The organism is Mesorhizobium sp. RIZ17, from assembly GCF_051127865.1.
GTDB lineage: Bacteria > Pseudomonadota > Alphaproteobacteria > Rhizobiales > Rhizobiaceae > Mesorhizobium > Mesorhizobium humile.
This window is the reverse complement of sequence record NZ_CP147861.1, coordinates 6,214,723-6,236,249: the sequence shown is the minus strand read 5'-3', so window position 1 is coordinate 6,236,249 and position 21,527 is coordinate 6,214,723. Positions and strand designations below refer to the sequence as shown.

Annotated in this window: 20 protein-coding genes; 15 read left to right on the top strand and 5 right to left on the bottom strand. The window is 64.4% G+C overall.

The window, feature by feature from the left end; translation table 11 throughout:
• Positions 1-29: 29 nt before the first annotated feature.
• The 3 genes from WDX12_RS30460 to erpA form a co-directional block, all read right to left on the bottom strand.
• Positions 30-323 (bottom strand): hypothetical protein, encoded by a 294-nt coding sequence (locus WDX12_RS30460; protein ID WP_320295437.1) that lies wholly within the window; start codon positions 321-323, stop codon positions 30-32.
• A 69-nt stretch (positions 324-392) separates the two neighbouring features.
• The gene (gene xth / locus WDX12_RS30455; protein ID WP_434723093.1) at positions 393-1,187 is read right to left on the bottom strand and encodes an exodeoxyribonuclease III; all 795 of its coding nucleotides are present in this window, start codon (positions 1,185-1,187) and stop codon (positions 393-395) included.
• Between the two features lie 163 nt (positions 1,188-1,350).
• Complete coding sequence (gene erpA, locus WDX12_RS30450) at positions 1,351-1,698, bottom strand: iron-sulfur cluster insertion protein ErpA (protein ID WP_320295439.1); 348 nt, start codon at positions 1,696-1,698, stop codon at positions 1,351-1,353.
• Between the two features lie 70 nt (positions 1,699-1,768).
• On the opposite strand from erpA, the gene WDX12_RS30445 reads away from it, so the two are divergent.
• The 13 genes from WDX12_RS30445 (at position 1,769) to WDX12_RS30385 (ending at position 18,065) form a co-directional block, all read left to right on the top strand.
• Positions 1,769-2,998 carry a deoxyguanosinetriphosphate triphosphohydrolase gene (locus WDX12_RS30445; RefSeq protein ID WP_434723092.1) on the top strand — a complete coding sequence of 410 codons (1,230 nt, stop codon included), beginning with the start codon at positions 1,769-1,771 and terminating at the stop codon, positions 2,996-2,998.
• A gap of 61 nt (positions 2,999-3,059) precedes the next feature.
• Positions 3,060-4,817, top strand: coding sequence for an arginine--tRNA ligase (gene argS / locus WDX12_RS30440; RefSeq protein ID WP_434723091.1), 1,758 nt, complete (start codon positions 3,060-3,062; stop codon positions 4,815-4,817).
• Positions 4,818-4,920: 103 nt separating this feature from the next.
• The gene (locus WDX12_RS30435) at positions 4,921-8,367 is read left to right on the top strand and encodes an SPOR domain-containing protein (protein WP_434723090.1); all 3,447 of its coding nucleotides are present in this window, start codon (positions 4,921-4,923) and stop codon (positions 8,365-8,367) included.
• Between the two features lie 131 nt (positions 8,368-8,498).
• Positions 8,499-9,518 (top strand): beta-N-acetylhexosaminidase, encoded by a 1,020-nt coding sequence (gene nagZ / locus WDX12_RS30430; protein ID WP_434723089.1) that lies wholly within the window; start codon positions 8,499-8,501, stop codon positions 9,516-9,518.
• 62 nt (positions 9,519-9,580) lie between these two features.
• Positions 9,581-10,381 (top strand): segregation and condensation protein A, encoded by an 801-nt coding sequence (locus WDX12_RS30425; RefSeq protein WP_434725732.1) that lies wholly within the window; start codon positions 9,581-9,583, stop codon positions 10,379-10,381.
• Complete coding sequence (gene scpB, locus WDX12_RS30420) at positions 10,378-11,133, top strand: SMC-Scp complex subunit ScpB (RefSeq protein ID WP_320295444.1); 756 nt, start codon at positions 10,378-10,380, stop codon at positions 11,131-11,133. Before WDX12_RS30425 ends, scpB begins: the two co-directional genes overlap by 4 nt.
• A 179-nt stretch (positions 11,134-11,312) precedes the next feature.
• A complete protein-coding gene (locus WDX12_RS30415; RefSeq protein WP_320295445.1) occupies positions 11,313-11,534 on the top strand; it encodes a twin-arginine translocase TatA/TatE family subunit in 222 nt (73 codons plus the stop codon).
• Positions 11,535-11,617: 83 nt separating this feature from the next.
• Positions 11,618-12,346 carry a Sec-independent protein translocase protein TatB gene (tatB, locus tag WDX12_RS30410; protein ID WP_434723088.1) on the top strand — a complete coding sequence of 243 codons (729 nt, stop codon included), beginning with the start codon at positions 11,618-11,620 and terminating at the stop codon, positions 12,344-12,346.
• Positions 12,343-13,206, top strand: coding sequence for a twin-arginine translocase subunit TatC (gene tatC / locus WDX12_RS30405; RefSeq protein WP_320295447.1), 864 nt, complete (start codon positions 12,343-12,345; stop codon positions 13,204-13,206). The genes tatB and tatC overlap by 4 nt, the downstream gene beginning before the upstream one ends.
• Before the next feature lie 209 nt (positions 13,207-13,415).
• Positions 13,416-14,720, top strand: coding sequence for a serine--tRNA ligase (gene serS / locus WDX12_RS30400; protein WP_434723087.1), 1,305 nt, complete (start codon positions 13,416-13,418; stop codon positions 14,718-14,720).
• 4 nt (positions 14,721-14,724) lie between these two features.
• Positions 14,725-15,483 carry a 5'/3'-nucleotidase SurE gene (gene surE, locus WDX12_RS30395; protein ID WP_434723086.1) on the top strand — a complete coding sequence of 253 codons (759 nt, stop codon included), beginning with the start codon at positions 14,725-14,727 and terminating at the stop codon, positions 15,481-15,483.
• 47 nt (positions 15,484-15,530) lie between these two features.
• Positions 15,531-16,184 (top strand): protein-L-isoaspartate(D-aspartate) O-methyltransferase, encoded by a 654-nt coding sequence (locus tag WDX12_RS30390; protein WP_320295450.1) that lies wholly within the window; start codon positions 15,531-15,533, stop codon positions 16,182-16,184.
• Between the two features lie 357 nt (positions 16,185-16,541).
• On the top strand, positions 16,542-18,065 hold the full coding sequence (locus WDX12_RS30385; RefSeq protein ID WP_434723085.1) for a peptidoglycan DD-metalloendopeptidase family protein: 1,524 nt from the start codon (positions 16,542-16,544) through the stop codon (positions 18,063-18,065).
• 107 nt (positions 18,066-18,172) lie between these two features.
• On the opposite strand, the gene WDX12_RS30380 is transcribed toward WDX12_RS30385, so the two are convergent.
• A complete protein-coding gene (locus WDX12_RS30380; protein WP_320295566.1) occupies positions 18,173-19,063 on the bottom strand; it encodes an NAD-dependent epimerase/dehydratase family protein in 891 nt (296 codons plus the stop codon).
• A 112-nt stretch (positions 19,064-19,175) separates the two neighbouring features.
• Between WDX12_RS30380 and WDX12_RS30375 the strand changes: the two genes are divergently transcribed.
• Entirely contained in the window at positions 19,176-20,015 is an 840-nt protein-coding gene (locus WDX12_RS30375; protein WP_320295452.1) for an AraC family transcriptional regulator, read from the top strand.
• Here the strand turns inward: WDX12_RS30375 and WDX12_RS30370 are convergent.
• Positions 20,012-20,884 (bottom strand): ATP-binding protein, encoded by an 873-nt coding sequence (locus WDX12_RS30370; protein ID WP_434723084.1) that lies wholly within the window; start codon positions 20,882-20,884, stop codon positions 20,012-20,014. The two genes, WDX12_RS30375 and WDX12_RS30370, sit on opposite strands and share 4 nt — an antisense overlap.
• 266 nt (positions 20,885-21,150) lie before the next feature.
• Here WDX12_RS30370 and yajC point away from each other — a divergent pair, with 266 nt between their 5' ends.
• Positions 21,151-21,489, top strand: coding sequence for a preprotein translocase subunit YajC (yajC, locus tag WDX12_RS30365; protein WP_095765024.1), 339 nt, complete (start codon positions 21,151-21,153; stop codon positions 21,487-21,489).
• Positions 21,490-21,527: the final 38 nt, after the last annotated feature.

Here is a 21,527-nt window from a genome sequence, read left to right as displayed (position 1 = left end):
CCACTTGGGGGAGATCAGCAGTTTCCGCTTCAGTTCTCGGTCGGCTCTGTCGGCGCCGGACCAGGCGTCGGGGTCGAGAGCGATGTCGGGTGCGGTTTGGGCGCTTCCCCCGGACATTCGTCCTTGATCCTGGTCCAGGACGTGTTGTTGAGGACCATGTCGCAACGGGCGAGGTGGCTTTCGCCGGCAATAGTCAGGCACGCCGTCTGGCCGACATCGAAGGATTTGCCATTGGCAAGACAGGTCGGCGCCGCCAGCGATGGCGTCGGCGCGGCAAGCGCCAAAGCAAGGCCGACCGGCCGAAAAGGAAATCGGATCGCCATTCAACCCCCACAGCAATCCATATCAAAGACGGGATTTGTGGCGAGATCAGGTCCTGACGGCAGGACGTCTCAGGCCGGCTGCAGGCTGAGCTCGATCGCGACCGGCACGTGGTCGGACGGCTTTTCCCAGGCGCGGACGTGCTTTTCCACCGAGGCCGACGCAAAACGGTTGGCGGCTTCCGGTGACAACAGCAGGTGGTCGATGCGGATGCCGTTGTTCTTCTGCCAGGCGCCTGCCTGATAATCCCAGAAGGTGTAGACGCCGGGCGAGTCGGTCACACCGCGCACCGCCTCGGTGAAGCCGAGATTCTTCAGCCGGCGGAAGGCTTGCCTCGTCTGCGGCTGGAACAGCGCGTCGCCCAGCCAGTTTTCGGGAAAACGGGCATCGGCCGGTTCCGGGATGACATTGTAGTCGCCGGCCAGCACCAGCGCCTCTTCCAGGCGCAGTCGCTCTTGCGCCCAGCGCTCCAGCCGCGCCATCCAGGCCAGCTTGTAGGGAAACTTCCGCTCATCGTCGATCGGGTTGCCGTTCGGCAGATAGAGCGAGACGACGCGCAGGGCGCCCTGGTCGGTCGAAAAGACGCCTTCGATGAAGCGTGCATGGTCATCCGCGTCGTCGCCCGGCAAGCCGCGGTTGACCTCGTCGAAAGGAAGCTTCGACAGGATCGCGACGCCGTTGAAGCTCTTCTGGCCGTTGGTCTCGACATTGTAGCCCAGCGCCTCGATCTCGGCGCGCGGGAACTGCTCATCGACCGTCTTGATCTCCTGCAGGCACACGATGTCCGGCGCGCTTTCGGTCAGCCAGTGGGTGAGGTTGCCGATGCGGGCGCGAACGCCGTTGATGTTCCAGGTGACGATCTTCATGCAGGCCTCGATGCTGTTCGGACGGAAGGCGTTCGACGAAGCCGATCGTATTGCCTGCGCCGGCCTTTAGAAAGGCCGTCCATTCGCATTCCTGCCAATACCCCGGCGACAGCCATTGGCTACCCGGTTCGCACCGGTCATAGGCCTGCGAAGTCTCGGTCGATCAGATTGAGAAGCTGGTGCCGCAGCCGCAGGAAGCAACCGCGTTCGGATTCCTGATCTGGAAGGACTGGCCCATCAGGTCGTCGACGAAATCGATCACCGAGCCGCCCATATAGACCAGCGACAGGTCGTCGATAAGGACCGTCGCGCCATCCTTCTCGATGGCGACGTCGTCATCGTTCGCACCTGCGACGAGATCGAACTTGTAGGAAAAGCCCGAGCAGCCGCCGCCTTCGACGGAGACCCGCAGAGCCGTCTTGCCTGGTTCGCTGGAGACAATCCTGGCGATCCGCTTGGCCGCAGCATCGGTCATTTCGACCTTCATGGCAGTCTTGGCATCCGCGCCCATCGGCGTCACCTTGCTTTCGGTTTCACATGATAGGTATGAAGCAGGCAGGCCTGAGTCAACTGGTGGGTCAATGAACGAGCGGCAGGGCAAGGATGCTCTCGGCGACATCGGGTTCGGCGATCGGCCGCGCGCCGTCTATGCGAGCGACCCGGCGCGCTCGCGCGGGCGCCTGTTCGAGGAGCCCGAAAGCCCGACCCGCACGCCGTTCCAGCGCGACCGCGACCGCATCATCCATTCCACCGCTTTCCGCCGGCTGAAGCACAAGACCCAGGTCTTCGTCGCGCATGAGGGCGACCACTACCGCACGCGGCTGACGCATTCGATCGAGGTGGCGCAGATCGCGCGTGCCTTGGCACGGGCGCTGCGCGGCGACGAGGATCTCGCCGAAGCAGTCGCCCTGGTGCATGATTTCGGCCACACGCCCTTCGGCCATACCGGCGAGGACGCGCTCAACGAGAAGATGGCCGCCTGGGGCGGTTTCGACCACAACGCCCAGTCGCTGCGCGTGGTCACGCGGCTCGAGCGGCGCTACGCCGAATTCGACGGGCTGAACCTTGCCTGGGAGACACTGGAAGGGCTGGTCAAGCATAACGGCCCGTTGACCGATGCGAACGGGAAGGGGCTCAAGGGTCCGGTGCCGCAAGCGATCCGCGACTATTCCGAGCTGCACGACCTCGAGCTCGACCGTTTCGCCGGCATCGAGGCGCAGTGCGCCGCGATCGCCGACGACATTGCCTACAACAACCATGACATAGACGACGGCCTGCGCGCCGGCCTGCTGACGCTCGACATGCTGGGGGAGGTCGGCTTGCCCGGCTCGATCCTGAGAGGCGTTCGTGAGCGATATCCCCAGCTTGACGACGTCCGCACCGGCCACGAGCTGATGCGCCGGCAGATCACGCTGATGGTGGAGGATGTCATCGGGTCGACCACCGCCAATATCGAGCGCCTGAAACCGGACAGCGCCGATGCGGTGCGCGCGGCGGGCGAGACCTTGGTGACCTTTTCGACAGGCATGGCCGCGGCGGAGAAAGAACTGAAGGCTTTCCTCTACAAGCACCTCTACCGGCATCCGGAAGTGATGCGGGTGCGGGCCGACGCCGAGCGCATCGTGCGCGAGCTGTTCGATGTCTATTTCGCCGATCCGCGCGCCATGCCGGATGGCTGGCGCGAAGGGCTCGACCGGGCCGAGGATCGCATCAAGGCGCGCAGCGTTGCCGACTTCCTGGCCGGCATGACCGACACCTATGCGCTCAAGGAGCATCGGCGTCTGTTTGACCATACGCCCGATTTGAGCTAGGGCGAGCCTCGATTTTGCCGGCCATCGAGCCGGTCGCCTCTTAAAGCCCAGAGCATATCCAATGAATATCTTCGCCGATTTCAACGCGCGGATCGTAAAGGCCGTCGAAGCCCTTGACCTGAAAGACAAGGACGGGGCCGCGCTCGACCTGTCGCGTATCGCGGTCGAGCCGCCGCGCGACGCTAGCCACGGCGATCTCGCAACCAACGCGGCGATGGTGCTGGCCAAGCCCACTGGACAGAACCCGCGCGCGCTTGCCGAAAGACTGGCCGAAGCGCTTCGCGCCGACGCGGACGTTGCCTCAGCCGATGTCGCCGGGCCGGGCTTCGTCAATCTCAGGCTCAAGGACGCGTTCTGGCACACGCATCTGACAGCGCTGCTTGGCGAGGGGCGCAACTATGGCCGCTCGACCATCGGCGGCGGCCGCAAGGCCAATGTCGAATATGTCTCGGCCAACCCGACCGGGCCCATGCATGTCGGCCATTGCCGCGGCGCCGTGGTCGGCGACGCCTTGGCCAATCTGATGGCCTTCGCCGGCTACGACGTGACCAAGGAATACGTCATCAACGACGCGGGTTCGCAGATCGACGTGCTGGGACGCTCGGCGTTCCTGCGCTATCGCGAGGCGCTCGGCGACAATATCGGCGAGATCCCGTCCGGTCTCTATCCGGGCGATTATCTGGTCCCCGTCGGCCAGGCGCTGGCCAAGGAATTCGGCCGTGGCCTGCTGCAGATGCCGGAAGATGAAGCGCTGGCGATCGTCAAAGACCGCACCGTCGATGCGATGATGGCGATGATCCGCGAGGATCTGGCGCTGCTCAACGTGCACCACGACGTGTTCTTCTCGGAGCGCACGCTGCATGCCGACAATGCCAGGAAGATCCGGGCGGCGATCGCCGACCTGACCCTCAAAGGGCATATCTACAAGGGCACGCTGCCGCCGCCCAAGGGCGAGAAGCCGGACGATTGGGAAGACCGCGAGCAGACGCTGTTCCGCTCGACCGCGGTCGGCGACGATATGGACCGGGCGCTCGTCAAGTCGGATGGTTCGTTCACCTATTTTGCGGCCGACGTCGCCTATCTGAAGGACAAGGTCGAGCGCGGCTTCGTCGACCTGATCTATGTGCTTGGCGCCGACCATGGCGGCTATGTGAAGCGGCTCGAGGCGCTGGCGCGGGCGGTTGCCGGCGATACGGTCAAGCTCACCGTGCTGCTTTGCCAGCTCGTAAAACTGTTCCGTGACGGCGAGCCCGTCAGGATGTCGAAGCGGTCCGGCGATTTCGTCACCTTGCGAGAGGTGGTGGACGAGGTCGGCCGCGACCCGATCCGCTTCATGATGCTTTACCGCAAGAACGACGCGCCGCTGGATTTCGACTTCGCCAAGGTCACGGAGCAGTCGAAGGACAATCCGGTGTTCTACGTGCAGTATGCGTCGGCGCGTTGCCATTCCGTCTTCAGGCAGGCGAGCGAGCAGCTTGGCGAGGCAAATTTCGACCGCAACCGGCTCGCGGCTTCCGTGGCTGCGCTGACGGACGAGGGTGAAATCGCGCTGATCCGGAAGCTGGCTGAATATCCCCGGCTGATCGAGTCCGCGGCGCTTTCGCTGGAGCCGCACCGGCTCGCATTCTACCTCTACGATCTCGCTTCCGGCTTCCATGCACAGTGGAATCGCGGCCATGACAACCAGGACTTACGTTTTGTTAAGGTTAACGACCGAGAATCAACCTATGCCAGACTAGGGCTGGTGCAGGCTATTTCGGATGTTTTGACCTCCGGCCTGACGCTGATCGGGGCAGACGCGCCCACTGAAATGCGTTAGGTTTAACTAAAAAACCTGTCACCTTTTGCCCACATTGCGCTGGTAAGGGCCAACCCTGCGCGACGTCCATGGCGTCCGACTGTGTGCGAGTTCGGGAACAATAATGGCAGACAGAACCCCGCTGAAAGTAGCCGACCACAACGATATCGCCGACGATGATCCGTTCGCGGAGCTGACCCGGATCATGGGTTTCGATCCGCGCCAGCCGGCGAGGCAGCCGGCCCCCGCGGCCGAGAAAGCCATGCCGGCCCATCAGACCGTGGAGGAGGGCGATTTCGACATCGACCTCGAGAAGGAGTTGATGGGCGAGTTCGATTCCGCCGAGGAAAGCGCTCCGGTCGCTCAGCAGGCTGCCATACACCAGATCAGCAATCAGCCGGCCTTCGAGGCTGCCAGCGCCGCCAATGACGATGAGCTAACCGCTTCCTTCGAGCAGGATTTCGTGTTCGACGACGCGGCGGATCATGCCGATTTCGCCGTGGCCCATGCGCCGGAGCCGGATTTCGCGCCGGAGCCGGAAGTTGCGCCGGAGGCGCATTTCGCATCCGAGCCGCATTTCGCGCCCGAGCCACAAGAAGCTCCCGAGCCGGAAGTCGCTTTCGACGATGATTTCGACAAGGCCGTCGCCAGTTCGCTGGATGTCTCGCCGCTCGAGGACGAGCTTCCGATCGATCAGGAAATGGCTGCTTCGCTGGATCAGGATTTCCAGCTCGACCATCACGAACCCGCGAATCTCGACTATCGCGAGCCGACCGACGCCCGTCAGGACGCCGTCGAAGCCGTGCAGGCCGCGAGCGAGGAGGCGTTCGACGCCGATTTCGACAATGCGGTCCAGATGTCGCTCGAAGACGAGTTGTCGTTTGAGAGCCACGAGCCGGAGCAGCACGCCCAGGCTGTCGAGCCGGTCGAAACTCAAGCGGCTGCGCCGCTGATTTCCGAGGATGATTTTGCCGGTCATTTCGACCAGGCGATGAGCGATGCCGATGTCAATCTCGGTCAGGCTCAGGATGTTCAAGAGCCGGAGCTCGACGACGAGACGGCGCCGATGATAGAGGCGCCGATCGAGACGGCCCATTTTGCCGCTGAACCGGAGCTCCCGGCGCCCGAACCCGCAGCCGCGCTGACCCTCGATGACGATTTCGAACTGAGTTTCCGCGATGCGCTGAATGAGGAGCCGCAAGCTCCGGTCGCCGAGCCCGCTGCCCGGTTGCAGCCGGTCGCGGTTGAGCCGGCTCCCGTCGCCGCTCCGGTTCCGCCTGTCGCCGCCGTCGAGCCGGCCAAGCCGGCAGCCAGCGAGCGCAGCCTGGAAGACGAGCTCAATGCGCTGCTCGGCGCCATGACCGCGCGGCCGATGCCGGTGGTCAAGGAGCCTGCTCCCGCGCCGCGCCTGGTTGCGGAATCCGCGAGCTATGCTGGCGGGAAGGCGGCAGCCGACGATCTCGACTGGGATATCGACGAGCACCAGCCGGCGCAGAACGGGCAGGGCGCTCAGCCGGCAGAGAGCGACATGGACGACCTGCTTGCCAGCGAGTTCGATCGCCAGGATTTCTCAAGCTCGGCCAAGGCCGAAGCCGATGTTGATTTCGATGACGATTTCGGTGCCGCTTTCGCTCGGAGTATCGAGGCTGAGCAGGCGGCAGCCGCCACGGCGAGGTCTCCGGTAAATTCCTCCGATTGGCTGCATTCGACGCCTGCGGAACCAGCCAAGTCGTGGAGCCGTTCTACCCCGACCTCCGCTCCGCCGGCGCAGGCTTCGTTTGCCGCGCAGCCGGCGCCCTCGGCTCCGGCGCAGATGGCCGCGCCCTCGGCGCCGGTACAGATGGCGGCGCCTTCGGCGCCAGTGCAGATGGCCGAGCCGACCTATCGCAGCGAACCGGCAACGGATTATGCCGCCTATGCCAAGCCGGCGCAGTCGCCGGCGTCTCCGCCGCGGCCCGGCCAGCATGACGACGTGCCGGATGTCGAGACGGTCGACGTGCCGGAGCGCGTGGTGGCGCTCGCGGACGACCTCGACATTCCGGAGCTCAGCTTCGAGGAAGACCAGCCGGCGACCCCCGCTTACGACGATCTCGATGCGGAATTCGCCAGCCTGCTCACCGACATGAACGCGACGGAGATCGCGTCGGCGCCGACGCAGAACCGGGGCTATGACGACGACTCCTACAGCGCCGGCTTCAGCGGCTACGACCGTCGCGACTTGCGCGCCGAGGCTCCGGCGGCTCCGGTGGCCCCGGCTTCGTTTGCCGTCGCGAACGATTACGACGCCGACGACCTGCCGGGCAGCCGGCCGGTTTCGCAGGCGGAGGATTTCGCCGCCGATGAGCTCGACTACGACCCCGAGCTCGAGGAAGCGATGGCGATCCCCGGGCTTGCCGAGCGCGAGGCGGCGCAGCCGCGCCGGCGCGGCGTGATGATCGCGGCGCTTGTCGGCGCCGTGGTGGTTCTCGGCGGCCTTGGCGCGCTGGCCTTCTCCTTCGGCGGCAAGGGCAGTGGCGAGGCTCCGGTGATCGTCAAGGCCGACAATTCGCCGATCAAGGTGAAGCCCGAAAATCCGGGCGGCGCGGTGGTGCCGAACCAGGACAACAAGGTTTATGACGCGGTGGCCAAGGGCGGCGGCGCGACGAAGCCCGCCGAGTCGGTGCAGCAGAAGCTGGTGAACACCACCGAGCAGCCCGTGGACCTGGCGTCGAAGGAACCGCCGCCGAGCCGGGTCGTCGATCTCTCGCCCAACGACAACGACGCTGCGGCCGGAACTGGCGCCGCCGACAATTCGGACACAGCCTTGCCCGGCGTCGCGAAAGCGGCTGCGCCCAAAAGCGCGCAACCTGCTGCGCCGGCGAGCGCCCAGCCGGCAGCACCGGCGCCGAAGTCGGAAGACCGCATCGCCCAGGTGCTGCAGCAGGATGCCGACAACGGCGCCAGCAACGACGTCGTCGCGGTCGCACCGCGCAAGGTGAAGACCATGATGGTGAAGCCTGACGGCTCGCTGGTGCCGCGCGAGGACCCGGCTCCGGCCGCGCCGAAGGTCGCGGCGGCCGAGCCGAGCGATCCTGCGCCGCAGCATGTCGCGCCGGCCTCCGACGGCCAGCAGACGGGAACCGTAGCTTCCGATACGGACCAGGCCGATGCGCCTGCCGTCAAGCCGGCGAAGCCCGGGAAGAAGGCTGAAGCCAAGGCGCAGTCGACCAACACGCCGGCGGTGGTGCCGGTGGCGCCGGCGCGGCCGTCCGACCAGCCGGTCGATATCGTCGGCGAGGTCAAGCCGGACCAGGTCGCTTCGATCGATCCGGCGGCGGCAGCGGGCGGCGGCTCGTGGTCGATGCAGATCGCCTCGCAGCCGACGGTCGAAAGCGCGCAGTCGACCTATCAGGACCTGCAGCGCCGCTATGGCAGCGTGCTCTCCGGCCGCACCGCCAACATCGTCAAGGCCGAGGTCGCCGGCAAGGGCACCTTCTACCGTGTCCGCGTCCCGGCCCAGTCACGCAACGATGCGATCAACCTTTGCACCAGCTACAAGGCGGCCGGCGGCAACTGCTTCGTATCGCGCTGACCTGCCCAGCCTTTCAAGCCGGCGCCGCCGCAAGGCCGCGCCGGCTTTTCGTTGTGGACGATTGTGGCCTTTGGCGTGTCCAAGGGCAGGGGTGATTCCCTTTGCTCGCTCAAAGCCTTAAGCTTCCGTCTATGAGCGAATCAAAATCCATGATCCTCGGCTGCGCCGGGAAATCCCTCACCGAAGACGAAATCCGCTTCTATCGCGATGAACGTCCCTGGGGCTTCATCCTGTTTGCGCGCAACATCGGCGAAGCCGGGCAGATCCGCGACCTTGTCGCCGCGATGCGCGACAGCGTCGGCCGACCGGACGCTCCGGTCTTCATCGACCAGGAAGGCGGCCGGGTGCAGCGCCTGCGTCCGCCGCTGGCGCCGAACTATCCCGCCGGCGGCGCGCTCGGCGCGCTGTGGCGCGAGGACAAGGAAGCCGGCCGCCGCGCCGCCTGGCTGATGGCGCGGTTGCATGCCTTCGATCTCTCCCGCCTGGGTATAACGGCCGACTGCCTGCCGGTGCTCGATGTGCCGGTCGAAGGCGCCAGCGACGTCATCGGCGCGCGCGCCTATGGCAAGGAGCCCAATGCGGTGATCGAGCTTGGCCGGGCTTCGGCCGAGGGGCTGATGTCCGGCGGCGTGCTGCCGGTGATGAAGCATATTCCCGGCCACGGCCGGGCTTTTGCCGATACCCATTTTGCGCTGCCGACCGTCGATACGCCGCTGGAGGAGCTCCGCCGGCATGATTTTGCCCCTTTCAAGGCGCTCCGAGAGCTGCCGATGGCGATGACGGCGCATGTCGTCTACAGCGCCGTCGACCCCGACAATCCGGCGACGACGTCCGCCAAGGTCGTCGATCAGGTGATCCGCGGCGAGATCGGCTTCGACGGGCTGCTGATGAGCGACGACACCTCGATGAAGGCACTTTCTGGGGATTTCCCGACAAAGGCGGCCTCGATCCTTGCGGCCGGCTGCGATCTCGTCCTTCACTGCAACGGCGTTTTCGAGGAGATGTCGGGGATCGCCTCGCGCACGACGGCGCTGTCGGGCAAGTCGTTGCAGCGCGCGGAGCGGGCGCTGACCTATATAAAGGATCGCGACGTCGCCGACGAAACGGCGATACGCGCAGAATTCGCCACCTATTTCGAAGCGGTGGCCTGAACCGAAGGGACAAAAGGCAAGTGGCGGAGACATTGGAAGGCAAGGCCGCGAAGGCCGCACCGATGGACCGTCTATGGGCCGAAAACGACGATTCACGCCTGACCGGCGACCCGTCGCTGGTCGTCGACGTGGCAGGTTTCGAAGGTCCGCTCGATCTTCTCTTGCATCTTGCCCGCAACCAGAAGGTCGATCTGGCGCGCATTTCTATCCTGGCGCTTGCCGAGCAATATCTGGCCTTCATCGAGAAGGTGCGGGCGCTGAGGCTCGAGCTTGCCGCCGACTATCTGGTAATGGCGGCGTGGCTCGCCTTCCTGAAGTCGAAGCTCTTGATCCCGAAACAGCCTGGCGAAGAGGGCGAGAGCGGCGAGGAACTGGCGGCGGTGCTGCAATTCCGGCTGAAGCGGCTGGAAGCCATGCGCGACGCCTCGGCGCGGCTGGTGAACCGCAACCGCCTTGGCCGTGACGTCTTTGCGCGCGGCATGCCGGAAATGGTCATTGTCGAGAAGCGCAACAGCTTTTCGGCTTCGCTCTACGATCTGCTCACCGCCTATGCGCAACAGCGCCAGAAGCAGGCGATCAACAATGTGACGATCGCCCGGCGTGCCGTCTGGTCGCTGAAGGACGCGCGCGAGGTGCTGGCGCGGCTGATCGGCGCGGTCGGCGATTGGACGGCGCTCGACAGTTTTCTGATCGAATATCTGGCGGCGCCGGAGGAAAGGCGCACGGCGATGGCCAGTTCCTTCGCGGCGACGCTAGAGATGGTGCGCGAGGGCAAATTGGAAGTGCGGCAGGATCAGGTGTTCGCGCCGATCTATCTGCGCGGCCGCGCGCAAGGGGTAAGGGCAGTCGAGGTGGTATCATGAGCGAACGCGCCAACGCTTCGGTCATTCCGTTCAAGGTCGAGGACGAACCGGAAGACGAGATGGCCGAGCAGGGTTCCATCGAAAACCCCGCCGAGCGGCTGCAATTGTCGGAAGCCGTGCGCATGGCCGAGGCGATCATTTTCGCCAGCGCCGAGCCGGTCAGCGAAAAGCAGCTTGCAGCGCGCCTGCCCGAAGGCGTGAACATTGCCGCCGCAATGGCGGATTTGCAGGAAATCTATGCCAAGCGCGGCGTCAACCTGGTGCGGGTCGGCGATGCCTGGGCCTTCCGCACCGCTGGCGACCTGGCTTTCCTGATGAGCCGGGACTCCGTCCAGCAGAGAAAGCTCTCCCGCGCGGCGCTCGAAGTGCTGGCGATCATCGCCTATCACCAGCCGGTGACGCGCGCCGAGATCGAGGACATCAGGGGCGTGGAAACGTCCAAGGGCACGCTCGACACGCTGCTCGAAACGGAATGGGTCAGGATGCGCGGTCGTCGCCGCACGCCTGGACGGCCGGTGACCTATGGCACCACCGACGCTTTCCTGGATCATTTCGCGCTGGAGGAGATCCGCGATCTGCCTGGCATGGAAGAACTAAAGGGCGCCGGATTGCTCTCGACGCGCATGCCGGCCAACTTCTCGATGCCGGTGCCGCCGGCCGACCCGGATGCGCTGACCGAGGACGAGGATGAGCTGACCGATATCGATCTCGAGGAACTCGGGTTGCTGACGCCGCGCGTCACGGAAGAGTGAGCGCGAACCCGGCGCGGATGGTTTATTAGCAAGGCCTGCGCGGATTCGTAGCAAGGCGCTCACGCCGAAAGTGCGTGACATCCGCTAGCCATTTTATCAACTTCATTGCGGTTGTGTTTGAATCCCCGAGCGAAAACGCATAGATCATCGCCAGGGAAAACATTCGAGAGAGATTGGCAATGGGTTCATTTTCGATTTGGCACTGGATGATCGTGCTGGTCATCGTGCTTCTGGTGTTCGGCCGCGGCAAGATCCCGGAACTGATGGGCGACATGGCCAAGGGCATCAAGAGCTTCAAGAAGGGCATGGCTGACGACGACGTTGCGGACGACAAGCGTACCGTCGAGCACCGCGCTGACGAGACTGTTTCGCCGGGCAAGGAAAAGGTCAGCAAGAGCTGATCCCGTTTGTTGGTTTGAGCATGCTGTTGTCCCAAAACCGCTTCGCATTTTTGGGCGGCAGGCACCCGTCGGAATAGATTGCCATGTTCGAAGTCGGTTGGAGCGAACTGCTGGTGATCGCGGTCGTCATGATCGTGGTCGTCGGGCCCAAGGATTTGCCCAACATGTTGCGCACCTTCGGCCGCACCGCGGCGAAATTGCGTGCCATGGCCGGCGACTTCCAGAAGCAGTTCAACGAAGCGCTGAAGGAAGCCGAACTCGACGACGTGAAGAGTTCGATCGATAGCTTGCGCGGTCTCAATCCGATGAACGAGGTGCGCAAGCAGCTCAATCCCTTCGAGCAGGCCGCGGCCGATGTGCGGTCCGGCGTCGATACGATGATGAAGCCCAAGCCGGCCGCCGATCCGGCGGCGCCGGCAGCGGAGACGCCGCAGGCCGCCGAGCCGCTCAAGAACGGCGCGACGGACATGCCCGGCGCCGGCGGAGCCGAGGCTGCTTCGACCTCCCCGACCTTCCCCGCCATGACCGACGCCTCCGTCACGGCATCGGTTTCGGCGGCCCCTCTGGCGGCCAAGCCCGCGAAAAATGCTGCGACCGCTAAGGCCAAGATGGCTGGCGCCGCTGCCAAGCCGGTTGCGGCAACTAAGGCACCGACCGCAAAAGCGCCGGCCAAATCCCCACCGGCTGCGGCCAAAGCCGCAGCGACTGCCGGAAAAGCCGCGCCCAAGGCCAAGGCGAAGCCTGCGGTGGCGAAGAAGCCGGCCGCAAAGAAGACATCTGACACCAAGAAGACGGCGGGAGCCGCCAAGTGAGCGTATCGGACAAGGAGCGGGAAGAAATCGAGAAATCGTCGGCGCCGCTGATCGAGCATCTCATCGAGCTGCGCCGTCGCCTGATCTGGTCGCTGGGCGGCTTCTTCGTCGCCTTTCTCGTCTGCTTCTTCTTCGCCAAGCGCCTGTTCAACCTTCTGGTCGTCCCCTTCAAATGGGCGACGCAATGGGCAGGGCTCGATCCGCACAAGGTCGAGCTGATCTATACCGCGCCGCAGGAGTTCTTCTTCACCCAGGTGAAGCTCGCCATGTTCGGCGGCATGGTGATCGCCTTCCCGCTGATCGCCACGCAGATCTACAAGTTCATCGCGCCGGGCCTCTACAAGAACGAGCGCAGCGCCTTCCTGCCCTTCCTGATCGCGTCGCCCATCCTGTTCCTGATGGGTGCCTCGCTGGTCTATTTCTTCTTCACCCCGATGGTGATGTGGTTCTTCCTGGCCATGCAGCAGACCGGCACCAACGATCAGGTGCAGATTTCGCTGCTGCCGAAGGTTTCGGAATATCTCAGCCTGATCATGACGCTGATCTTCTCCTTCGGCCTGGTGTTCCAGCTGCCGGTGGTGACCAGCCTGTTGACGCGCGTCGGCATATTGTCGTCGCAGGCGCTGGCCGAGAAGCGCAAATGGGCGATCGTCCTTTCCTTTGTCGTTGCCGCAGTGCTGACCCCGCCAGATCCGATGAGCCAGATCGGCCTCGCGGTCCCGACCATCATCCTCTACGAGGTCGCCATCTGGTCGTCGCGCATGATCGAGCGCAGCCAGGCGCGCGACCGGCTGGCGCGCGAGCAGGCAGAGGCGGAGAGCTCGGTCGCGAGCGACACGCCGGACGCGCCGTCGGCGTAGGCAAGGCAGTTCAAGCAGGGAAAATCGAGGCGCTCGGCATAGCCACCGTCTTGCATCGATAGCGGATGCGGTTTACGCCCTCGATCCTTAAAGCGCATCGCGCTGAAACGAATTCAAGCGACGCGCTTTAAGTTTTAGCTTTGATGCATGTTGTTGTTCCAGAACCGCGGCACACTTCCGGGCGACATGCATGACTTTGAGGATCGACCATGCTTGATATCAAATGGATTCGTGAAAACCCGAAGGCCCTTGTCGAGGCGCTGGTGAAGCGCTCGTGGTCGGCGGGCGAGGCGCAGTCCACGGTCGACGATCTGGTCGCGAAGGACGAAGCGCGGCGTTCGCATCTCAGCGAGCTGCAGGTCAAGCAGGAACGCCGCAACGCCGCCTCGAAAGAGATCGGCAACGCCATGCGTTCGGGCGATTCAGCGCTTGCCGAAAAGCTCAAGGGCGAAGTCAGCGACATCAAGGCGTTCATCCAGGACGGCGAGGCGCGCGAGCGTCAGCTCGACAAGGCGCTGAACGACGCGCTTGCGGTGCTGCCCAACGTGCCGCTTGAGGATGTGCCGGTCGGCAAGGACGAGCACGACAATGTCGTCAAGCGCATCGTCGGCGAGGTGCCGACGCGCCCGAACTGGGTGAAGGAGCATTTCGAGATCGGCGAAGCGCTCGGCATGATGGATTTCGAGCGCGCGGCGAAACTGTCCGGCGCCCGCTTCACCGTGCTGAAGAGCCAGCTGGCGCGCATGGAACGCGCGCTTGGCCAGTTCATGCTCGATCTGCACACCACCGAGCACGGTTATGAAGAGATCATCCCGCCGCTGATGGTGCGCGACGAGGTGCTTTTCGGCACCAACCAGCTGCCGAAATTCGAGGAGGACCTGTTCTTCACGCCGCATGGCGACGGTCGCCTCGGCCTGATCCCGACGGCTGAGGTGCCGCTGACAAACCTCGTGCGCGAAGAGATCACCGCGCATGAAAAGCTGCCGTTGCGCTACACCGCCTTGACGCCATGCTTCCGCTCGGAAGCGGGTTCGGCCGGCCGTGACACGCGCGGCATGCTGCGTCAGCACCAGTTCTACAAGGTCGAACTCGTTTCGATCACCGACCAGGAAAGCTCGATCGCCGAGCATGAGCGCATGACGCAATGCGCCGAGGAGGTGCTGAAGCGGCTCGGCCTGCCGTTCCGCACCGTGACGCTCTGCACCGGCGACATGGGTTTTGGCGCGCGCAAGACCTATGACATCGAGGTCTGGCTGCCAGGGCAGAACGCCTATCGCGAAATCTCGTCCTGCTCGGTTTGCGGCGATTTCCAGGCCCGGCGCATGGATGCCCGCTACAAGGACAAGGACGGCAAGGGCAACCGCTTCGTCCATACGTTGAATGGTTCGGGCACCGCTGTCGGCCGCGCTCTGATTGCCGTCATCGAAAACTACCAAAATGAGGATGGCAGCGTAACCATTCCTGAAGTGCTGCGGCCTTACATGGGTGGTCTGGCCAAGATCGAAGCGAAGTGACTTGATGCGCATTCTCCTGACCAACGACGACGGCATCCACGCCGAAGGGCTGGCGTCGCTCGAACGCATCGCGCGCACGCTATCGGACGATGTCTGGGTGGTGGCGCCGGAGCAGGACCAGTCCGGCTATGCGCATTCGCTGTCGATCTCGGAGCCGCTAAGGCTGCGCAAGATCGGCGAGAAGCATTTCGCCGTGCGCGGCACCCCGACCGACTGCGTCATCATGGGCACGAAAAAGATCCTGCCCGGACCGCCGGACCTGATCCTGTCCGGCGTCAATTCCGGCGCCAACATCGCCGACGACGTCACCTATTCCGGCACCGTGGCGGGCGCCATGGAAGGCGCGTTGCTCGGCGTGCGCTCAATCGCGGTCAGCCAGGCCTATTCCTATGTCGGCGAGGACCGCGTCGTTCCGTACGAGACGACCGAAGCGCTGGCGCCGGCGCTGCTCAAGCGGCTGGTGGAAACGCCGCTGCCGGAAGGCGTGCTGCTCAATGTCAATTTCCCGAACTGCGCCCCCGACGAAGTGGAGGGCACAGTCGTCACCTCGCAGGGCAAGCTGGTGCATAGCCTGTGGGTCGACGAGCGGCGCGATGGGCGCGGCCTGCCTTATTACTGGCTGCGCTTCGGCCGCGAGCCGGTCGAGGGCAAGAAGGGCACGGACCTTTATGCGATGCGCAACCGGCTGGTGTCGGTGACGCCGCTGCAGCTCGACCTTACCGCCCATGAACTCCGCGACCAGCTCACCAAGGCGCTGTCATGAACAAGGCATTGGCATGAACACGGTTTTGGCATGAATACGGTTTTGGCATGAATACGGGCATCGACGACCGCGAAGGTTTCGCCGCTTTCCTGCTCAGGCTGCGGGGCAGGGGCACGGCGCCGAAGGCGCTGGTTGCCGCCTTCGAGGCGACGCCGCGGCGTGGTTTCCTGTCGGCCCAGTTCCATGCGATCGCCTGGTCGGACGGCATGCTGCCGATCGAATGCGGCGAGGCGATCGAGGGCGCCGATCTGCAGGCGGCGGTGATCGCCGCGCTCCACATCGAGCCGGGCAACCGCGTGCTCGAGATCGGCACCGGCTCGGGCTACACGGCAGCTGTGATGTCGAGGCTCGCGGCGCGCGTCATCACCATCGACCGCTACAAGACGCTGACCGAACAGGCCAAGCAGCGCTTCGAGGCGCTGGCCATCAGCAACGTCATCGCCCGCCAGGCCGACGGTTCCAACGGCCTGCCCAATGAGGGGCCGTTCGACCGCATCGTCGCCTGGGCGGCCTTCGACAGCCTGCCGCGCTTCCTGCTCGACCAGTTGTCGAGTGGCGGCGTCGTGATCGCGCCGATCGGTCCGGAGGAGGGCGAGCAGGTGCTGGCCAAGCTCACCAAGGTCGGCAGCCGCTTCGAGCGCGAGGACATCGGCATGGTCAGGCTGCAGCCGATCCTGCGCAGTGTTGCCGCGGTGATCTAGTTCCTCAACACAAAAGTTCTAACCGGTTGGTTAGTGTGCGTTGGCAGATCCGATGCCCTGGCGATTGGCCGAGACGCCTATCGCGGTCGTCATCCACGGGCGGAGCAGGAGCGAAGCGACGTCGCTACGCTCCTTGCTCCGCTCTGGAATGACGAGGTTCAGGAGCCTTCAGCTCATCGTAGCGATGCGCCGGAAAGCCGGGATATCCGCGTTGCCGTCACCCGGATTTCGGCCTCGCCAAAATTTCCGCCAATGTTTTAAGAAAATTTTCGTCGGATTCTAACGGGTTAACCGCCCAGTAACATTAACGCGCTTTAATCAGGGCCAGTTTGTACCGGGTCTGTGCGGGTTAGTGCGATGCAATTCAATCACTTGAAGGCAAACAGACGTAATCTGGCGCGCGGTTGCGCTGTCCTGATGATTGCCGGCGCGGCGGCCGGGTGCAGTTCCCAGTCGATGCGCTTCAACGGTGTCGATGATGTCTTCACATCATCCACCAACAATCAGCGCGCCATCATCAACAAGCAGAATGTCGACCAGCCCTATCCGGGCGACACGGTCGCGCCGGCGCCGGTCGACGGCGCCCATACCCAGTCGGTGAGCCGCTCGAGCCTCGAGCCGGTCACCGCCCAGCAATTGCCGCCTCCGTCGGCGCCGGCTCCGGCAAAGCCGATGCGTACCGCTTCGGCTCCTGCTCTTACGCCCGCTCCGGCGCTTGCGCCAGCGCCGCATCTCGACAGGACGGCCACCGGCACGGTTGCCGCGGCCAAGCCGTTCAAGACCGCTGAGCCCGACGCCGTGCGCAATGCGAGCGCCGCGCCGCACGCGAGCGAGATCGTGGTGCGCGACGGCGAGACGCTTTCTGGCCTGGCTGCGCATTATCATGTGCCGGCCGATGCCATCGCCAAGGTCAACGGGATCGATCCGAAGAAGGGCATCCGCAGCGGCCAGAAGATCGTTATCCCCGCCTATGCCTATTCCAGCAAGGCGGAGGCGAAGGTCGCGGAAGGCAAGCCGACGAACACGCCGAAGCAGCCCGCTCCGGAGAAGGTCGCCGTGCTGCCGCAGCAGCCCAAGGTCAAGGACGGCAAGGCAGCCGCCCAGGTCGATGCATCGGCCGCGGCCGCGGGTTCCAAGAACCCGAAGCCCGCGCAGCAGATGGCCGAGGCCAAGCCAGCCGGCGCCGGCGGCACCTACACGGTGCAGCAGGGCGACACGCTGTCGTCGATCGCCAGGAAGACCGGCGTCGGCACAACGGCGCTGAAGCAGGCCAACGGCATGAAGGACGGCCTGCTCAAGATCGGCCAGACACTCAAGGTTCCGGCCGGCGGCACCGTTCAGGTCGCGTCCGCCAAGCCCGCGGCGGCGGCCAAGCCGGCCGTCGACCCAGTGACGACGGCAACGACGCCGCCGGCGGCCAAGACCACCGAGACGCTCGCCTCCTATACGCCGCCGAAGAAGGACGCCAAGGTCATTCAGCAGGCCGAGGACGACAATGCGGAGGCGCCCGACGCAACAGGCATCGGCAAGATGCGCTGGCCGGTGCGCGGCCGTGTCATCTCCGGCTTCGGTTCCGGCAAGGACGGCGTCGACATCGCGGTGCCGGAAGGAACGCCGATCAAGGCGGCCGAGAACGGCGTCGTCATCTATGCCGGCGACGGCCTCAAGGAATTCGGCAACACCGTCCTGGTGCGGCACGAGAACGGCCTGGTCACCGTCTATGGCCATGCAAGCTCGATCGAGGTGCAGCGCGGCCAGAAGGTCAAGCGCGGCCAGGAGATCGCGCTGTCCGGCATGAGCGGCACCACCGACTCGCCCAAGCTGCACTTCGAAGTGCGCAAGAACTCGGCCCCGGTCGATCCGACCGGCTACCTCGAATAGAACAAGAACCTTTGCGGGCCGCCTGACCTCCAGTCCGGCCCGCCGTCTTCAGCCCGCTTCGCAAGGAGCGGGCTTTTTCAGTTGTATGAAATGCCCGCCCGCAAGGCTCAAAGGTGATCGCGGAGCGTGTCGGCGATCATCTCCTCGAGGCTGCTGGCCTTCACACCCAGAAGTGCCTCGGAGTCGGATGAATCGACCAGCAAGGGGCTTTCGAAGAGGTAGCTCATCTCGATGAGCTCATGCATGCCCAGCGCTTCCATCTCGGGGACGGAATAGGAACGCATCTCCGGAACCTCTTTTCCGAGCATCGCCGTGGTCTTGCGGATGAGCTCCCGGGGCGAGGCGGGTTGGGAGGGGACATGGAACGCCCGTCCCCATTCGCCTGTGTAGAAGGAGGCCGCGGCAAGTGTCCTGGCGACGTCCCTGGTGAAGCTCCAGGCGTGGGTCGCGTCGAGGTCTCCAATGAAGGCGGTTGGCTTGCCCTCGATGATGGAGGGCAGCGCGACCAGCGAGAAGTAGCTGATCGCGCCATGCCCGAGATAGTCGCTGGAGCGTATTTCGATCGCCGGCACACCGGCACGGGCCGCCCGTTGCCACATGATCGTCCTTGCGGTTCCCTTCCTCGAAGTCGGGTCCAGCGGCATGTCGGAGCGAAGCGGGCCATTGGTATTTTTCCCATAGCCATACAGGTTTCCGAGCACGATGAGCTTGGCGCCGACCGTCTCCGCGGCGCGCACGGTGCCGTCGATTATGGGGAAAAAGTCGGTTGGCCAGCGATGATATGTGGCCATGGCGCACATGAAGATGGCATCGGCGCCTCGGCAGACACGCGACAATTCCGAGGCATCCGTGGCGTCGGCCTGTACGGTCCGCACGTTCCGCAACGCATTCGAGCCGACGCTCCGGCTCGTCAGAATGACGTCATGTCCCTCTTCGCCAAGAAGGCGAGCGGTCTCGCGTCCGACCGGGCCTGCGCCGACAACGACATACAAACTCATGGCAACCTCTCTTCCAAGCTTGATGGGAGAGGGGTGAGTACAGGTTCGCGGCATTGAAAATCGCGCGGGAACCGCCAAATCTTGAACGGGTTTTGCCATGAATCGAGAGAGCATGCGCCCGCAATCCGCTCCGGCCCGATCCGCGTCCGACGTAGCAATGGTTTCCCGGCATGTCGAAGCCGGCATCCATCGGCTGCCCCGGGCGCTGCACCATCGGATCATGGTGCATGCAAGTGCCGCGACGCGCTCCTACTGCAATCAGGTCGGGCGATATTTCGTCAGGCGCGCCGGCGATATCGATCTTGTGCCAGCCGGCGAGGAGGGCGGCTTCGAGGCGGAAACCCCGTTCGACACGGTTGAGATCGTCTTGCAGCCGGCCTTGATGGAAAGGGTCGCGGCGGAACTCGGCGGCAGGGCGCGAGTGTCGCGGTTCGAGACGCGCCATCTGCTGCGTGACCAGCGCATCGAACATCTGGCCCGGGCGCTGCAGAGCGATCTCGACGCAGGCACGCCGAGCAGCCCTTTGTTTGCCGACAGCATTGGCGCCGCGCTTGCCGTGAGGCTGCTTGGCCTCGATGGGCCAGACATAGTTGGTTCGAGAGTGAATCGGTTGTCGGACGCCCAGCTCAAGCGCGTCCTGGAGCATATCGAGGCCGCGCTCCATGAGCCGCTTTCGATCGATCGCCTAAGTAGGGTTGCCGGCGCGAGCAGCTCGCATTTGCGGACATGGTTCAAGGCGGCGATGGGCGTCACCTTGCATCGCTATGTGTTGCGGCGTCGCGTGGAACGCGCGCGCGTTCTGCTGCAGCGAGGCGATCTCAGCACGAGCGAGGTTGCTGCGTTGACCGGCTTCGCGCACCAGTCGCATCTGGCGCATTGGATGCGCCGCGAGATCGGCCAGACGCCGCGTGACCTGCGGGGGCGCGGCCGTCCAGGTGACGTCCGCGCTTAGTCCTTCAGCGGCTTGCCGAGGCGGCCGGCGAGGTCCTGGGTGAACTGCCAGGCGACGCGGCCGGAGCGGCTGCCGCGCGTGGTTGCCCATTCCAGCGCCTCGGCGCGCAGCTGCTCGGGGTCGATCGCCAGGCCGTGATGGCGGACATAGCCGTCGATCATGTCGAGATACTCGTCCTGCGAGCATTTGTGGAAGCCGAGCCACAGGCCGAAACGGTCGGAAAGAGAAACCTTTTCCTCAACCGCTTCCGAAGGGTTGATGGCGGTCGAACGCTCATTGTCGATCATGTCGCGCGGCAGCAGATGCCGCCGGTTGGACGTGGCATAGAAGATGACGTTGGTGGGCCGACCCTCGACGCCGCCTTCGAGCGCCGCCTTCAGCGACTTGTACGACGTGTCGTCATGGTCGAACGAAAGGTCGTCGCAAAACAGGATGAAGCGATAGGGAGCCGCCTTCAGGAGGCCCATCAACTTGGGGAGCGTGTCGATGTCCTCGCGATGGATCTCGATCAACTTCAGCGGCCGGTCGAGCTTGTCGGAGGCGTTGACGGTGGCATGCACGGCCTTGACCAAGGAGGATTTGCCCATGCCGCGCGCGCCCCACAAGAGCACGTTGTTCGCCGCGTAGCCGGACGCGAAGCGCTCGGTGTTGTCGAGCAGGATGTCGCGCACGCGGTCGACGCCGCGGATCAGGCCGATGTCGACGCGGTTGACCTTGCGCACCGGTTCCAGGAAGCCGGGATCTGCCTGCCAGACGAAGCAGTCCGCCACGCCGAGGTCGGTCTGCGGGACCGGCGGCGGGGCGAGGCGGGAAACCGCCTCGATCAGGCGGTCGAGCTTCTTGTTCAAGGCGTCCAGGCTGTCGGTCATGTCAGGTCTTTGTGTTGTGGTATGTCGGGATGCGGGAGCAGCTTCCATGACATCGCTGCAAGAACCAGGCCCAAGCTTTTGTTGGAGCATGATCTTTCGGTGGCCTCGAAGCGGCTTCCGCTGCGACGCTCTAGCACGCCGCAAACGGCTGGAAAAGCAACGGATTGGGCTCGCAGCGCAGTTGCATTGGCAAGTTTAGCGACTATATTCCGGCCAAATTTTCGCGGGGCGGCCGCGGCGGTATTTCACCACCCAGGAGTTTCTTGATGTTCGTTACACCGGCATATGCCCAGGGCGTCGGCGCCTCGCCAGACATGCTCATCTCGATTTTGCCGTTTGTCCTGATTTTCGTGATCATGTATTTTCTGATCATCCGGCCGCAGCGCGCACAGCTGAAGAAGCGCCAGGAAATGCTGTCGGCGGTGCGCCGCGGCGATACGGTGGTGACCGGTGGCGGCTTCGTCGGCAAGGTGACCAAGGTGATCGACGACAATGAGCTGGAGATCGACCTTGGCGGCGGAACCAAGGTGACGGCGCTGCGCTCGACGATCTCGGACGTGCGCGTCAAGGGCGAACCGGTGGCGAACCAGAACGCCAAGAAGTAACCTAACCCCTCATGGCGGAACGCTGCCGCTTGTACGCC